Origin of the sequence: Microbispora hainanensis (assembly GCF_006874475.1) — a bacterium.
In the GTDB taxonomy this organism is placed as follows: Bacteria; Actinomycetota; Actinomycetes; order Streptosporangiales; family Streptosporangiaceae; genus Microbispora; species Microbispora hainanensis.
On record NZ_VIRM01000030.1, the window covers coordinates 98,859 to 113,027 of the forward strand.

General features: G+C 71.3%; 12 protein-coding genes, 1 tRNA gene and 1 pseudogene. 12 read left to right on the plus strand and 2 right to left on the minus strand.

Translation table 11 applies throughout. The features are described 5' to 3' along the window. Positions 1 to 5 precede the first annotated feature (5 nt). From FLX08_RS23535 to FLX08_RS42275, 8 genes and pseudogenes are all read left to right on the plus strand, one after another. The gene (locus FLX08_RS23535; protein WP_142621377.1) at positions 6 to 1,004 is read left to right on the plus strand and encodes a DUF2510 domain-containing protein; all 999 of its coding nucleotides are present in this window, start codon (positions 6 to 8) and stop codon (positions 1,002 to 1,004) included. Between the two features lie 35 nt (positions 1,005 to 1,039). Beyond that, a complete protein-coding gene (gene orn / locus FLX08_RS23540; RefSeq protein WP_142621379.1) occupies positions 1,040 to 1,636 on the plus strand; it encodes an oligoribonuclease in 597 nt (198 codons plus the stop codon). An 82-nt stretch (positions 1,637 to 1,718) separates the two neighbouring features. Further along, a tRNA-His gene (locus FLX08_RS23545) sits at positions 1,719 to 1,794 on the plus strand. Positions 1,795 to 1,899: 105 nt separating this feature from the next. Then, positions 1,900 to 2,424, plus strand: a complete 525-nt coding sequence (locus FLX08_RS23550) for a PadR family transcriptional regulator (protein ID WP_142621381.1) — start codon at positions 1,900 to 1,902, stop codon at positions 2,422 to 2,424. Then, the gene (locus tag FLX08_RS23555; RefSeq protein ID WP_142621383.1) at positions 2,421 to 3,101 is read left to right on the plus strand and encodes an ABC transporter ATP-binding protein; all 681 of its coding nucleotides are present in this window, start codon (positions 2,421 to 2,423) and stop codon (positions 3,099 to 3,101) included. Before FLX08_RS23550 ends, FLX08_RS23555 begins: the two co-directional genes overlap by 4 nt. Further along, complete coding sequence (locus FLX08_RS23560) at positions 3,098 to 5,350, plus strand: FtsX-like permease family protein (protein ID WP_142621385.1); 2,253 nt, start codon at positions 3,098 to 3,100, stop codon at positions 5,348 to 5,350. Before FLX08_RS23555 ends, FLX08_RS23560 begins: the two co-directional genes overlap by 4 nt. 16 nt (positions 5,351 to 5,366) lie before the next feature. After that, the gene (locus tag FLX08_RS23565) at positions 5,367 to 7,628 is read left to right on the plus strand and encodes a penicillin acylase family protein (protein ID WP_244312838.1); all 2,262 of its coding nucleotides are present in this window, start codon (positions 5,367 to 5,369) and stop codon (positions 7,626 to 7,628) included. A 123-nt stretch (positions 7,629 to 7,751) separates the two neighbouring features. Then, positions 7,752 to 7,925, plus strand: a pseudogene (locus FLX08_RS42275) (helix-turn-helix domain-containing protein); the annotation flags it as partial. Between the two features lie 81 nt (positions 7,926 to 8,006). Here FLX08_RS42275 and lat read toward each other — a convergent pair. Then, positions 8,007 to 9,293, minus strand: coding sequence for an L-lysine 6-transaminase (gene lat, locus FLX08_RS23575; RefSeq protein WP_142621390.1), 1,287 nt, complete (start codon positions 9,291 to 9,293; stop codon positions 8,007 to 8,009). Positions 9,294 to 9,526: 233 nt separating this feature from the next. On the opposite strand from lat, the gene FLX08_RS23580 reads away from it, so the two are divergent. Continuing rightward, positions 9,527 to 10,882, plus strand: coding sequence for a transaminase (locus FLX08_RS23580; RefSeq protein WP_208761617.1), 1,356 nt, complete (start codon positions 9,527 to 9,529; stop codon positions 10,880 to 10,882). Then, on the plus strand, positions 10,879 to 11,325 hold the full coding sequence (locus tag FLX08_RS23585; protein WP_142621394.1) for an Lrp/AsnC family transcriptional regulator: 447 nt from the start codon (positions 10,879 to 10,881) through the stop codon (positions 11,323 to 11,325). Before FLX08_RS23580 ends, FLX08_RS23585 begins: the two co-directional genes overlap by 4 nt. 12 nt (positions 11,326 to 11,337) lie before the next feature. Here the strand turns inward: FLX08_RS23585 and FLX08_RS23590 are convergent, their stop codons facing one another. Next, entirely contained in the window at positions 11,338 to 13,005 is a 1,668-nt protein-coding gene (locus FLX08_RS23590; RefSeq protein WP_142621396.1) for a penicillin-binding transpeptidase domain-containing protein, read from the minus strand. A 32-nt stretch (positions 13,006 to 13,037) separates the two neighbouring features. On the opposite strand from FLX08_RS23590, the gene FLX08_RS23595 reads away from it, so the two are divergent. Together FLX08_RS23595 and FLX08_RS23600 are read left to right on the plus strand one after the other, a co-directional pair. Beyond that, the gene (locus FLX08_RS23595) at positions 13,038 to 13,880 is read left to right on the plus strand and encodes a spermidine synthase (protein ID WP_244312840.1); all 843 of its coding nucleotides are present in this window, start codon (positions 13,038 to 13,040) and stop codon (positions 13,878 to 13,880) included. Between the two features lie 109 nt (positions 13,881 to 13,989). Next, positions 13,990 to 14,169 (plus strand): hypothetical protein (locus tag FLX08_RS23600; RefSeq protein ID WP_425280637.1); only part of this gene is annotated, 180 nt, incomplete at its 3' end.

A 14,169-nucleotide genomic window follows, 5' to 3' on the forward strand; every position in this document is an offset into this window, starting at 1 on the left:
CGCGCATGACGACGACCCCCGCCGGCTGGTATCCGGACCCGTACGGCTCCTCACTCCTGCGATGGTGGGACGGCACTCAGTGGACCGACGCCACCCACGCTCCCGGGCAGGAGGCCGGAGCCCCGCAAGCCCCGCAAGCCTCCCAAGCCCCGCAGCAGGCGCCACACCAGACGCAGCCCCAGTGGGGGCCGATGAACCGGACGGCGCAGCTTCCGGTGCCCGAGTTCGGCGCGCCCCGGCGTACGGCGCCGGTCTGGCCGTGGGTCGTGGGCGGCATCGCCGCCGTGGTGGTGCTCGCGCTGGTCATCGGCGGCGCGGTCATCGTCCTGCGCGATCGCGCCTACACGGCCGGCGCCCGGCCGGACGTCAACGCGACGGCCCCGCAGCTCGACCAGACCGTGCCGCCCGAGCAGGAGCCGCAGCAGTCCCTGCCGCCGCTGCCCCAGCTCCCCCAGCCGTCCGGCGACCGCATCACCGACCCGGTGACCGGCCTGTCGTACGCGTACCCGGGCGACAAGTGGGAGGTGCCGGAGTCGAAGGGCATCAACGACCCGGCCGACCAGCGGAGGCCGCTGTGGACGAGCGGCTGCACGGCGACGTCCCAGGCGAACTACGACGGCAGGGGCAGCGACTGGGTCGCCAGCGTCTACACCGCCGAGGTGCCCCAGATCTTCCCCTACAGCGGCCCGCAGAGTTTGGGGCAGCTGTCCCAGTCGCTGCTGCTCACCTACGAGAACGACTTCTACGGCATCCCGCACGAGCGCAAGATCCTGCGCAACGAGGCGACGACCGTGAGCGGCAAGCAGGGCTGGATCTTCGAGTTCGAGATGGACTTCACCAAGGTCTCCGAGGCCAGCGGCCTGAAGTGGAAGAAGGAGAAGGGCGCGATCATCCTGGTGGACCGTGGTCGGAACGCCCGTCCCGCGATGCTGTACGTCTCGGTGCCGGACAACCTGGACCAGTCGATCCTCAAGCGTGTGGAGGACTCGCTTCAGTCTCAGTGACGTCCCCATTTACCCTTCAGCATTACTCTTGAGCCATGACTGACCCGCTGGTCTGGATCGACTGTGAGATGACCGGGCTCGACCTCGGCCGTGACGCGCTGATCGAGGTGGCCTGTGTCGTCACCGACAGCGAGCTGAACCAGTTGGATGAGGGCGTGGACGTCGTCATCAAGCCCCCCGCCGAGACGCTGGAGCAGATGTCCGAGGTCGTGCGGGAGATGCACACGGCCTCGGGGCTGCTCCAGGCGCTCTCGACGGGGGTGACCCTGGCGGAGGCCGAGGCCGTCGTGCTCGACTACATCCGCTCCCACGTGGCCGAGCCCAAGAAGGCGCCGCTGTGCGGCAACTCCATCGCGACCGACCGCGCCTTCATCGCACGGGACATGCCGCAGGTGGACACGTTCCTGCACTACCGGATGGTCGACGTCTCGTCGATCAAGGAGCTGGCCCGCCGCTGGTATCCCCGGGTCTACTTCGCCTCTCCGGAGAAGCAGGGCGGGCACCGCGCGCTGGCCGACATCACCGAGAGCATCCGCGAGCTGCGTTACTACCGGGCCGCGGTCTTCGTGCCCCAGCCCGGTCCTGACTCCGCCACGGCCCGTGAGGTCGCGGAGGCCGTCTCCGGGCCCTGACCTCCGCAGGCGGCGATATTGGGGCGCGAACGACTCCCAAATGCCGCTACACTTTCTTCGTACGCCTCGAACGGCGGACATGGTGGGTGTAGCTCAGCTGGCAGAGCGCCAGGTTGTGGTCCTGGATGTCGTGGGTTCAAGTCCCATCACTCACCCCAGTGGCGAACGGCCGGTCCTCACGGACCGGCCGTTCGTTTTTTGCCGGTCTTTTTTCATGGGCGACTATCCGCCGCGTGTATACACTCGGGATATAGTCTGCGGGCATGACCGTACCCCTCGCGTTGCTCGGCCTGCTGGAGCGGGAGCCGAGCCACGGATACGACCTGAAACGCGACTACGACACCTTCTTCGGCCGGGGCAAGCCGCTGCCCTTCGGGCAGGTGTACTCCACGCTCGGCCGCCTCGCCAGGGACGGCAAGGTCACCGGGCAGAGTGAGCCGGGCGGCGGGCCGGACCGCAAGCGCTACGCGATCACCCCCCTGGGCAGGCAGGAGGTCGCCACGTGGCTGGCCGAGCCGGTCGCGGCCGAGCCATACCTGCAGACGGTGCTGTTCACCAAGGTCGTGCTGGCGCTGATGCTGGGCCGTGACGCGGCCGGCTATCTGGACGCGCAGCGGGCCACGCACATGCGGCGCATGCGGGAGCTCACGGAGGTCAAGCGCGGCGGCCCCCTGACCGACGCCCTGCTGGCCGACCACGCCATGTTCCACCTGGAGGCGGACCTGCGGTGGATCGACGTCACCCAGGCCCGGCTGGGGGCGCTGGCCGAGATGGTGCGTACGTCATGATCATCGAGGCACGGGAGGTCGGCCGCTCCTACGGCAGCACGGTCGCGCTGCGCGAGGCGAACCTGTCGGTGGCCGCCGGCGAGGTCGTGGCGATCATGGGTCCCAGCGGGTCGGGCAAGTCGACGCTGCTGCACTGCCTGGCCGGCATCTTCACGCCGGACAGCGGCGAGGTGTGGTTCGACGGACGCCGCCTCGACACTCTCGACGACGGCCGGCGCAGCGAGCTGCGGCGCACCGCCTTCGGCTTCGTCTTCCAGTTCGGCCAGCTCGTTCCGGAGCTGACCGCGGCCGACAACGTGATGCTGCCACTGCTGCTGGGCCGTACGCGGAGGAAGGACGCCGAGCGGCGTGCGGCCGAATGGCTGGAACGGCTGGAGCTGGCCGACCTGGGCGGCCGGCGCACCGGGGAGCTGTCCGGCGGGCAGGCACAGCGCGTGGCGATCGCCAGAGCGCTGGTGACGCGGCCGCGGGTCGTGTTCGCCGACGAGCCGACCGGCGCGCTGGACACGCTCACCGGCGAACACGTGATGGACCTGCTGGTGGGCCTGGCCCGCGAGGAGGGCGCCACCGTGATCCTGGTGACCCACGACGCCCGGGTGGCCGCCTGCGCCGACCGGGAGGTCGTGGTGCGCGACGGCCGGGTCAGCGACCCGTACACGACCGGGGCGGTCCGATGATCCGGCTGGGCCTGCGGCTGTCGCTGAGCAGCGGCAGGGAGGCGGTGACCCGGCTGGCGCTGATCGTCGTCGGGGTGGCGGCCGGCGTCGCGGTGCTGCTGTCCACGCTGTCGCTGTTCAACGCGTTCCAGGCCACCAACAGCCGTCCCTGCTGGGAGTGCACCACCGGCTCGGCGCCCAGCGGCTGGGCCCTCGACGCGACGGCCGACGGCGCGCTGTGGAGCTACCGTGAGGACTTCTACGCGGGCCGGACGATCAGGAGGCTCGACGCCGCCGCGCTCGGAACGCGGGCGCCGGTCGTCCCCGGCCTGTCCCGCATGCCCGGCCCCGGGCAGTATTACGCCTCGCCCGCGCTGGCCGGGCTGCTGGACTCCGCGCCGCGCGAGGAGCTGGCCGCCCGCTTCCCCGGCACGCGCGCCGGGCTGATCGGCGACGCGGCGCTGTCCGGGCCCGACGAGCTGGTCGTCGTGGTGGGACGGACGCCGGACGAGGTCGCCGCCCTGCCCGGCACCCGGCAGGTCGACGCGGCCTCCGCGGTCTCCACGGCGTCCACGGGGTCAACGGTGCCCGCGGTCGACGCCGACGCGGACGTCTACCGGTTCGCCTTCGGCGTCGCCGGCGTCGGGCTGATCGTCCCGCTGCTGGTGCTCGTGGGCACCGCCACCCGGCTGGCCGCGGCCCGCCGCGAGAGCCGCTTCGCCGCGATCCGCCTGGTCGGCGCCACCACGCGGCAGATCAACGTGCTCGCCACGGTGGACGCGGCGCTGGGCGCCCTCGCCGGCGCGCTGACGGGCCTCGCGATCTTCCAGCTCGTACGGCCGGCCGTGGCCGGGGTGCGGGTCACCGGCGCGCGGTTCTTCCCCGACCTGGTCGCCCCGCACGCCTGGCAGTACGCGGCCGTGCTCGGCGGCGTGCCGGTGGTGGCGGCCGGCGCCGCCCTGTGGTCGCTGCGCCGGGTGCGGATCTCGCCGCTCGGCGTGGCGCGGAAGACCACCACGTCCCCGCCCCGGGCGTGGCGGGTGATCCCGCTGCTGGCGGGGCTGGGGATGTTCATGGGCCCGGTCTATCGGAACGGCAAGCCCGACGAGCTGCTCGCCGTCGTCGCGCTCGCGCTGATCATGGTCGGGCTGATGCTGGCCGGGCCCTGGCTGACCATGGTCGCCGCGCGCCTGGCCGCCCGGCTGACCCGGGGCGGAGCGACGCTGCTGGCCACACGGCGCCTGGCCGCCGATCCGAAGACCGCCTTCAGGTCGGTGAGCGGGCTGGTGCTGGCGGTGTTCCTCGGGACGACGATCGCGGCCCTCGTGCCGGCGGTGGTCGCCGGGCAGCAGAAGGTGGCGGGGGGCACGCTCAACGACGTCCTGGGCGCCAGGTTCGAGCGGCCGGGCGTCTCCGGCCTGTCGCCGCAGGCGGGGACGGAGCTGCTCGCCCGGCTGCGCGCCCAGCCGGGCGTGGAGGTGCTGCCGATCTACGGCCGGGTGGACGCGGAGAAGGTCCCCCCGCAGCCCGGCGCGCCGCCCAGGCCGTACGTCGTCGAATGCGCCGGCCTGGCCCTCTTCCCCGTGCTGGGCCGCTGCCCTGTGAACATCGACGGCAGGGGCACCAGCGCCGTGGCGGGCAACTTCGCCCGCATCGTCGGCGCCGACAACCCCCTCACCATCGACAGGCTCCTGCCGCTGGCGGGCCCCGACAGCCCGGCCGCGTCCGCCGACGGGCTCGACCTGGCGGCCGTCATGATCACCACACGCGACACGGGGACGCTGGAGCGGCTGCGCACCCTGCTGGCCGCTTACAGCGTCGAAGCGCCGATGACCTTCGCCGAGGTCGCCGAGGTCAGGGCCGACCTGTACACCCGGGCGGAGAACATCGCGCTGGCCATGGTCGGGCTCACCCTGGTCGCCGGCGCCTGCGGCCTCGTGGTCGCGGCCGGCGGCGGGCTGGTGGAGCGCAGGCAGCCGTTCACCCTGCTGCGGCTGGCGGGCACGCCCACGCGCACCCTGGCCGCGGTGGTGCTGCTGGAGTCGGCGCTGCCGCTCGTGCTGGCCGCCGCGCTCGCCGCCGGCGCCGGCTTCGGCGTGGCCGAGCCGCTCATCGACGCCCTCGCGATGAAGGGCACGTCGCTCGCGCTGCCGGGTCCCGTCTACTTCGCCTCGCTCGGCGGCGGCCTGGCCGCGTCCCTGCTGGTGATCCTCACCACGCTGCCGCTGCTGCGGCGCATGACCACGCCCGACAACGCGCGTTTCGAATAGGGGTTTCATGAAGCTCATGCCTGCTGCGGCGATCGCGCTCGCGTTACTCGCCCCAGCCGTTCCCGCGGCTCCTGCGGAGGCGGCCGGCGGGGGTTACTCCGCCACGATCCGGCGCACCGAATATGGCATCCCGCACATCACCGCCAAGGACTACGGCGGCCTCGGATTCGGGTACGGCTACGCCTTCGCCCAGGACAACCTGTGCACGCTGGCCTCCTGGGTGGTGACGCTGCGCGGCGAACGCTCCCGCTACTTCGGTCCGGAGGCCGAGTCGGACGACCCGGCCAAGCCGGTCGCCAACCTCGCCAGCGACGTCTACTACAAGAGCGTCGCCGGCTCCGGCGTCGTACGGCGGCTGCTGGCCCGGCCCGCGCCGGTCGGCCCGAGCGCCGAGCTGCGCCGTCTGGTGGACGGCTACGTCGCCGGATACAACCGCTACCTGGAGGACACCGGGGTGGCGAACCTGCCCGATCCCCGGTGCCGGGGCAAGGCGTGGGTCGGCCCGATCACCGCCACCGACATGTGGGCCAACCTGCTCGACCTCAGCCGGATGTCCTCCAGCTCCAGCCTGAAGGAGGCCATCACCGGCATGGCCGGACCCGAGAAACCACGGCCCATGCCCGCGGCGGGCAGCAACGCCTGGGCGCTCGGCCGTGAGGCCACCCGGGGTGGCGGCGGCATGGTGCTGGCCGACCCGCACTTCCCCTGGCAGGGAATCCGCCGCTTCTACCAGATCCAGCTCACGATCCCCGGCGTCCTCGACGTCGCGGGCGGCAGCCTCTACGGCACTCCGGTCGTCCAGATCGGCCACAACGCCAAGGTCGCCTGGACCCACACCGTCACCCACGCGCAGCACTTCACCGTCTATCGGCTGGCGCTCGCGGGCGGCCACGGCTACACCGTCGACGGCCGGGTAGAGCCGATGGGCGAGCAGGAGGTGGAGGTCACGCTGCCGGACGGCACCGTCTCCCGCCACACCCTCCTCACCTCCCGCTATGGCCCGGTGCTCGCCGTCGGGCAGAGCGACGAGGCCGCGTACGCGCTGGCCGACGCGAACGCCGCCAACCTGCGGGCGGCCGACGAGTGGCTGGCGATGGCCAGGGCGGGCAGCCTCGACGAGCTGCGCGCGGCCCAGCGGACCTACCAGGGGATGCCGTTCGTCCACACCCTCGCCACCGACGTGAGCGGCACCGCCTACTTCGCCGACACCTCGGTCGTCCCCCACGTCACCGACGCCCAGGCCGAGCGCTGCGCCAAGCCCTCGCCCGTTCCCGGCCTCGACGCGTACGTCCTGGACGGGTCGACCTCCGCGTGCCTGTGGGGCAGGGACAGCGACGCCGTCGTGCCGGGCATCTTCGGGCCCGGCAAGCAGCCGACGCTGATCCGCGCCGACTACGTCGCCAACTCCAACAACACCTACTGGATGACCAACCCCGCGAAGCCGCTCACGGGCTATCCCAAGGCGTACGGCAAGACCGGCACCGATGTGCAGCCGCGCCCCCGGGTCAGCCTCGACATGATCGCCCAGCGGCTGTCCGGGGCCGACGGGCTCGGCGCGCCCGGCTTCACGCTGGAGACGTTGCAGGCCACGGTGCACGGCAAGCGCAACCTCACCTTCGAGCTGATGCGCGACGACCTGCTGAAGATGTGCCGCGCCCATCCCGAGCTGAGCCACGAGGGCTGCCGGACGCTGGAGAAGTGGGACGGGCGGGCCACCCTGGACGGCGAGGGCGCGATCCTCTGGCGCGAGTTCTTCATGCGGCTCGGCCGGCCCGTCAAGGCCGGAGATCCTCCCTACAGCCCGTGGCGGGTGTCGTTCGACCCCGCGCGGCCGCTGACCACCCCGCGCGGGCTCAAGGACGATCCGGCCGTACGGCAGGCCCTCGCCGACGCCGTGGGGTTCTTCCGGTCCAACGGGATCCCGCTGACGCTCACCCCCGGGCAGGCGCAGAGCTACGCCTCGATCCCGATTCCCGGTTGCACCGAAGGGGAGGGCTGCTTCGACCGGGTGCGCACGGGCGGGCCGCTGGGCACCGACGGACGCTACCCGGAGGTGAACACCGGATCCAGCTTCATGATGGCCGTCGAGCTCACCCCTGCCGGCCCGCGCACACGTACCGTCCTCACCTACTCCCTGTCCGCCGACCCCGCGTCGCCCCACCACACCGACCAGACAGCGCTGTTCTCGCGCGGCGGGTGGGTGACCGAGCGCTTCACCGCGGCCGAGATCGCCGCTGATCCGCATCTCGAAACCGTCACGGTCCACGAGAGGCATTGACCCGGGCAAGTCAGTGCACCTTTCCCCAAAGGTGGACGAGGCGGGTTATGCTGCCTCACAACCGCCGTGCGGGGGCCTCGGCGATCTCTGATCGTCTTCTACGGAGGCCGGATGAGAATCGACGGGCTGAGCAAGCGAGAAGCCGAGGTCATGGAGCTGATCGCGACCGGTCACTCCAACGGCGAGATAGCGCGGCTGCTGTTCCTGAGTGAGAAGACCGTGAAGAACCACGTCAACCGCATCTACGCGAAGCTGGGCGTGGATTCACGGATGACGGCAATCTGCCGGTGGCGCGGCGAGCCCGCGCCGCCGGCACCGTCAACCCCTGTGCCGTCAACCACTGTGCCGTCAACCACTGTGCCGTCAACCACTGTGCCGTCAACCACTGGCCAGGTCCCCGGTGAGGACGGCGCGCAGCCCGGCCAGGCCATACTCAAGCTCGTCCGGCTGGACGGACAGGGCCGGGCGTAGCCGTACGGACCGCTCGCCGCAGCGCAGGACCAGGATCGCGCGCTCCTCCCGGAGCCGGGTGACCAGGCCGGCGGGGTCGGGAACGTCGAAGGCGCACATCAGCCCGCGTCCGCGCGCGTTGGCGACCAGGCCCTCGGCCTCCAGGCTCTGGAGGGCGCCCAGCAGCTTCTCGCCCAGGATGGCCGCCCTCGGGATCAGGCCGTCCCGCTCGATGATCTCCAGCATCCGGCGGGAGCGCACCATGTCGACCAGGCCGCCACCCCAGGTGGAGTTGATCCTGCCGCTGACGTTGAACACGTTGTCGGGCACGAGATCCACCCTGCGGCCCGCCATGATCCCGCCGACCTGCACCTTCTTCGCGAAGGCCACGATGTCGGGGGCCAGGCCGAGCTGCTGGTACGCCCAGGGGGTGCCGGTCAGGCCGACGCCGGTCTGCACCTCGTCCACGACGAACAGGGCCTCGTACTCGTGACAGAGCGCCTGCATCGCCTGGAGGAACTCGGGGCGCATGTGGTTGTCGCCGCCCTCGCCCTGGATCGGCTCGGCGATGAAGCAGGCGATGTCGTGGCGGAACCGCTCGAACGCCTCCCTGGCCTGCGCGAGCGCCCGTTCCTCCGCCTGTTCGACGTCCCCGAAGTGGATCGCGGGGACGTCGACCCGCGGCCAGCAGAACCGGGGGAACCTGTCGGTCTTGACCGGGTCGGTGTTGGTCAGCGAGAGCGTGTAGCCGCCGCGGCCGTGGAACGCCCGTGTGAGGTGGAGGACGCGCGTGCCGAGGCCGGGATGACGGCCGTGGGCCTCATTCCAGCGGCTCTTCCAGTCGAAGGCGCACTTGATCGCGTTCTCCACGGCCGCCGACCCGCCCTCGACGAAGAACAGGTGCGGCAGCTCGGGGTCGCCGAGCACCCGCCGGAACGTCTCCACGAACTCGGCGAGGTGGACGGTGTACATGTCGGAGTTGGCCGGCTTGTTGGCGGCCACCCGGCCGAGCAGTGCCACGAACTCCGGGTCGTCGGCGAACGGGTTCACCCCGAGCGGCGACGACGCGAAGAACGTGTAGAAGTCGAGGTATCTCCGGCCGTCCCGGGCGTCGACCAGCCAGGAGCCGGCGCTCCTGTCCAGGTCGAGCACGAGGCGGTAACCGTCCACGAGCAGGTGCCGTGCGAGGGCGTCGTGCACAGTGGTGGGGTTCATTTCGCCTCCGCGTCACGCTGGGATACGAGATGATTCCCTCATATCTGGCCTTCTATGTGAAGGGTTTCCGCTTAGATAGCACCTTAAGAGGACATTTTTCAGACCGCGAGGGTAGATCCCCGCCCGGGACTCCGACACAGGCCACCTGCTGACGATTCAATCGCGATTGTGTACCTTTGCTTCAGATTCCGCGGCTAACCCGGGATTATGCGATCTTTTCTGAGGCAGGGATGATGATCGACCGCACTCGGCTGGCCCGGCTGCTCGACCGCGAGCGCGACGCGTTCCGGGAGCGCAACCCGCGCTCGGCCGCCGCGTACGAGCAGGCACGCGGCCACCTGTTCGGCGGCGTGCCGATGACGTGGATGAACAAGACCGCCGCCGGCTTCCCGCTCTATCTGGCCGAGGCCCGCGGCGCCCGCGTCACCGATCTGGACGGCCACGAGTACGTCGATCTCTGCCTCGGCGACACCGGCGCGATGGCCGGGCACTCCCCTCAGGCGACCGTGGAGGCCGTCGCCGACCGGTTCGGCCGCCGGGGCGGCGCGACCGTGATGATGCCGACCGAGGACGCCGCCTGGGTCGGCGCCGAGCTGGGCCGCCGGTTCGGGGTGCCCTACTGGAGCTTCTCGCTCACGGCCACGGACGCCAACCGGTGGGCGATCCGGCTGGCCAGGGCGATCACCGGCAGGACCAGGATCCTCGTGAACAGCTACTGCTACCACGGCAGCGTCGACGAGGTGCTGCTCGTGGTCGGCCCGGACGGCCGGCAGGTGTCCCGCGAGGGCAACGTCGGAGCTCCGGTCGATCCCACCGTCACCTCGCGCGTCGTGGAGTTCAACGACCTGCCCGCGCTGGAGCGCGAACTGGCGTACGGCGACGTCGCGGCGGTCCTCATGGAGCCCGCCCTCACCAACATCGGCATCGTGCTGCCCGAGCCGGGCTACCTGGAGGGCGTGCGCGAGCTGACCAGGCGGCACGGCAGCCTGCTGATCAACGACGAGACGCACACCTTCTCTGCGGGCCCGGGCGGCTGCACGAAGGCGTGGGACCTGCACCCCGACATCGTCACGATCGGCAAGGCGATCGGCGGCGGCATCCCGAGCGGCGGCTACGGCCTGTCCGCCGAGGTCGCCGCGCGCGTCGAGGCGATGGACGGGCTCGACCTGGTCGACATGGGCGGCGTCGGCGGCACGCTGGCCGGCAACGCCCTGTCGGTCGCGGCGATGCGCGCCACGCTGGAGCACGTGCTCACCGACGACGCGTTCGCCGCCATGACCGAGCTGGCGACCCGTTTCACCAAGGGCGTCCAGGAAGTGATCGACGCGCACGGCCTGCCGTGGTCGGTCACCCGGCTCGGGGCACGCGCCGAGTATCGCTTCACCAGCCCCGCCCCCCGCAACGGCGGCGAGTCGAACGCGGCCGGCGACCCCGACCTGGACGACTACCTGCACGTCTACCTGGCCAACCGGGGCGTGCTGCTCACACCGTTCCACAACATGGCGCTGATGTCCCCCGCCACCACCGAGGCCGACGTGGACCTGCACCACGAGGTGTTCGCCTCGGCCGTCGCGGAGCTGGTCGCATGACGCTCGACGAGACCGACCGGATCCTGCTGCGCGAGCTGCAGCGGGACGGCCGGGCCTCCTACACCGCGCTCGCCGAGGCCACCGGCCTGTCGGCGCCCGCCGTACGGCAACGGGTGCAGCGGCTCCGCGACGAGGGGGTCGTGCAGATCGTCGGCGTCACCGACCCGATGGCGCTGGGCCTGCCGGTCATGGCGCTGATCGGCGTCCGCGTCGACAGCGACGTGCACGAGGTCGCCGACCGGATCAGCGAGCTGTCCGGCGTGATCTACGTGGTGCTCACGGCGGGCTCGTTCGACCTGTTCGCCGAGGTGGTGTGCCGGGAGCCGGCCGAGCTGCTCACCGTGCTCAACGATCACATCAAGCGGGTGCCGGGCGTCACCAGGGCCGAGGCGTTCACCTACTTCGGCATCCACACCCACCGGTTCGCCTGGCCCGGCGTGTGATTCACGTGTGATTCAAAGGGCCTTCAGGAAGCGGGCGGCGATCGGGACGGCGGCGCCACGGCCGGTGCCGCCGTGCTCGACGAACACGGCGAAGGCGAGGTCGCCCCGATAGCCGATGAACCAGGCGTGGTCCTGCCCGCCCTGCCCGTCCTCGGCGGTGCCGGTCTTGCCCGCGACCCCCGGGGGCAGCTCGGAACCGGCCGCGGTCCCGTCGACCGTGACCGCGCTCATCATTGAACGCAGCCCCTCGGCCACGTTGGACGGCAGGGACACGCTCTGCAGCAGTTCCCCCTGCGGCGCCTCGTCCGCCAGCGGGCGGGCCTGCCGCCACTCCCCGCTCTCCACGGCGGCAGCGACCAGCGCCATGCACAGCGGAGTCGCCTCGACCGTGCCCTGTCCGAAGGAGTCCTCGGCGAGCGCGTCGGGATTATCCGGCCGCCCCAGGCTGCCGCACGTGCTCGTGCCGGGGTTCTCCCCCGGCACCCCGAAGCCGAACGCCCTGGCCTGGTCGACCAGCGCGTCACCGTTCAACCGCTCGATCGTCAGCCGGGCGAACGTGGTGTTGCACGACAGCGCGAACGCCTGCCGCAGGGTGACCGTCCCGTGGTTCTCGTCCTTGTAGTTGTGGATCGGCCGGTTGAAGGGGATCTGGTAGACCCCCGGGCAGTCCACCGTGCTGTCGGGAGACAGCCCGTTGTTGAGCAGCGCCGCCGCCGTGATCGTCTTGAACGTCGAACCAGGGGGGTACTTGCGCTCGAACGCCGCCCGGCCGCCCAGCCGGTCGGCCACCGCGAGGATCTCCCCCGTGGACGGCCGTACGGCCACGAGGGCGCCCCGCTGCACGCCGTCGAGCGCCCGCGCCGCCGCGGCCTGCGTCGCATAGTCGATCGTGGTCCGTACGCCGGTAGGCCGCTTTTCCGGCTTGTAGGACAGGACGGTCTTCGCCGGCATGCCCGGGTTCTCGACCTCGAGCGCCCACCCCACGGCCACCCCCGTCGTGGGCGCCACCCCCTGGTTCACGAGGTTGTCGATGTACGCCTCGGCGCCCGAGTTCTGCGGGAACTCCCGCCCTCCCCTCGTCACCGGCCGCAGCGGCCCCGCGTCCGGCTCGATCCTGACGAGGCTGCCGCCCGGCTGGATGTCCGGATGCAGGACGGACGGCGTCCAGACGACCTTCCAGGTGAGATCGCGTACGGCCAGATGCAGACTGGAGTCGAAGCGCCAGGTGCCGGCGTCCTGCTCGTCCCGCTCCTGGGTGAAGGGGATCTCCGCCGTCTCGTTCCCGGTGCGTACGAGGTTGCCCACCGTGATCCGCAGCGACTTGGAGAGGGCGGCGTCCTCGAACTCGCGGTGCTGGTCCGCGAAGTCGTCCGGGGGCTCGTCGACCAGCTCGCGCATGGCGTCGTAGTCGCTCTTGACCCAGGCCTGGAAGTAGGCGGCGGCCGTCTGGTCCGGGGAGCCCTCCGGCGAGCTCTCGGGAGACGGCTCTGGAGACGGCTCGGGAGACGAGTCGGGGCGGAGCTGGAGCGTCTGCGGGCCCGCTCCCGTGGGCGTCCCCCGCGGCGCGGCGACGAAGTCCCCACTCGCTTCCTGCCTGCCCGACACAATGAGTCCGGCAACGCCGAAGACGAAGATGCCCGCGGCGACCACGACGAGGGCGAGCAGGGCCCTGTTCCGCATACGGTTCTCATATCACGCGAAAGGAGTCATAGGTGGCAAGGAGCAAAGAACCGTTGCCAGGCCGCTATCCGGTGACCTTCGGCGAGGTGGAGCTCCTGCGCGACCTCGACCGGCCCGACGGGTGGATGCTGATCAGGGACGGCGTTCCTCAGTCGTACGTCGACCTGACCGATCCCACCTACCTGGACTTCTCGTACACGCAGCTCATGGCCAGCGTGATCGACTGCCTGCCCGAAGGCCCGCTCGACGCCGTCCACATCGGCGGCGGGGCCTGCACGATCCCGCGGTACATCTCCGCGCGGCGGCCCGGCTCCCGGCACATCGTCGTGGAACCGGACGCCGCACTCGTCCAGCTCGTACGCGACCAGCTCAACCTCAAGTCGGTGCCCCGGCTGAAGGTCCGGGTGACGGACGGCCGCGCGGCGACGACGGTCCTCGGCGACGACTCGGCCGACCTGTTCGTGCTCGACGCGTTCTCGGGCGCGACGATGCCGGTCGAGCTGGCGACCGTCCAATACATGGCGGAGATCGCCCGCGTCCTGCGCCCCTCCGGCATGGCACTGATCAACGTGGCGGACGGCAAGGGCCTGCCGTTCGTGAAGCGGGTCGCCTCCACCGTGAGCCGGGTCTTCCCGCACGTCGCGCTCCTGGCCGAGCCCGGCATCCTGCGCGGGCGCAGGTTCGGCAACGTCATCCTGGCCGCCTCGCCCGGCGACCTGCCGATCGAGGCACTCACCAGGAAGGCCGCGGGCGGCCTCACCCAGGCGCGATGCGTGGCCGACGAGGACCTGACCCGCCTGGTCGCCGGGGCCGCCCCCATTTCCGACGGCGACGCCGTCCTCGCCCCCGTTCCCCCGCCCGGCCTGTTCGACTAGCAGAGCCTTTCGACCGGCTAGTGGCTCGTCACCGAACCTCGGCCGGGTAATTGATCTCCTGGGGGTGAACCCGTCAGGCTGGCTGCCTCTTCGATGTTGGGAGGTGGTCATGGCTCGCCGACCGGAGGTGTTCGTCCGGCCGTTGACGATGGAGGAAGGCCGCAGGCTGCAGCGGATCACCAGGACCGCGAAGGACCCGGTGAAGCTGCGGCGGGCGATCGTGGTGATGATGTCCGGCCAAGGCCAATCGGTCCCGGACATCACCTCCTTGATGCAGGTCAGCGACGAT

Coding starts and splice junctions, on each gene's coding strand:
- FLX08_RS23560 (WP_142621385.1), top strand. CDS start 3,098: ATGATCCGGCTGGGCCTGCGGCTGTCGCTGAGCAGCGGCAGGGAGGCG.
- FLX08_RS23590 (WP_142621396.1), bottom strand. CDS start 13,005: ATGCGGAACAGGGCCCTGCTCGCCCTCGTCGTGGTCGCCGCGGGCATC.
- FLX08_RS23550 (WP_142621381.1), top strand. CDS start 1,900: ATGACCGTACCCCTCGCGTTGCTCGGCCTGCTGGAGCGGGAGCCGAGC.
- FLX08_RS23585 (WP_142621394.1), top strand. CDS start 10,879: ATGACGCTCGACGAGACCGACCGGATCCTGCTGCGCGAGCTGCAGCGG.
- orn (WP_142621379.1), top strand. CDS start 1,040: ATGACTGACCCGCTGGTCTGGATCGACTGTGAGATGACCGGGCTCGAC.
- lat (WP_142621390.1), bottom strand. CDS start 9,293: ATGAACCCCACCACTGTGCACGACGCCCTCGCACGGCACCTGCTCGTG.
- FLX08_RS23565 (WP_244312838.1), top strand. CDS start 5,367: ATGCCTGCTGCGGCGATCGCGCTCGCGTTACTCGCCCCAGCCGTTCCC.
- FLX08_RS23535 (WP_142621377.1), top strand. CDS start 6: ATGACGACGACCCCCGCCGGCTGGTATCCGGACCCGTACGGCTCCTCA.
- FLX08_RS23580 (WP_208761617.1), top strand. CDS start 9,527: ATGATCGACCGCACTCGGCTGGCCCGGCTGCTCGACCGCGAGCGCGAC.
- FLX08_RS23555 (WP_142621383.1), top strand. CDS start 2,421: ATGATCATCGAGGCACGGGAGGTCGGCCGCTCCTACGGCAGCACGGTC.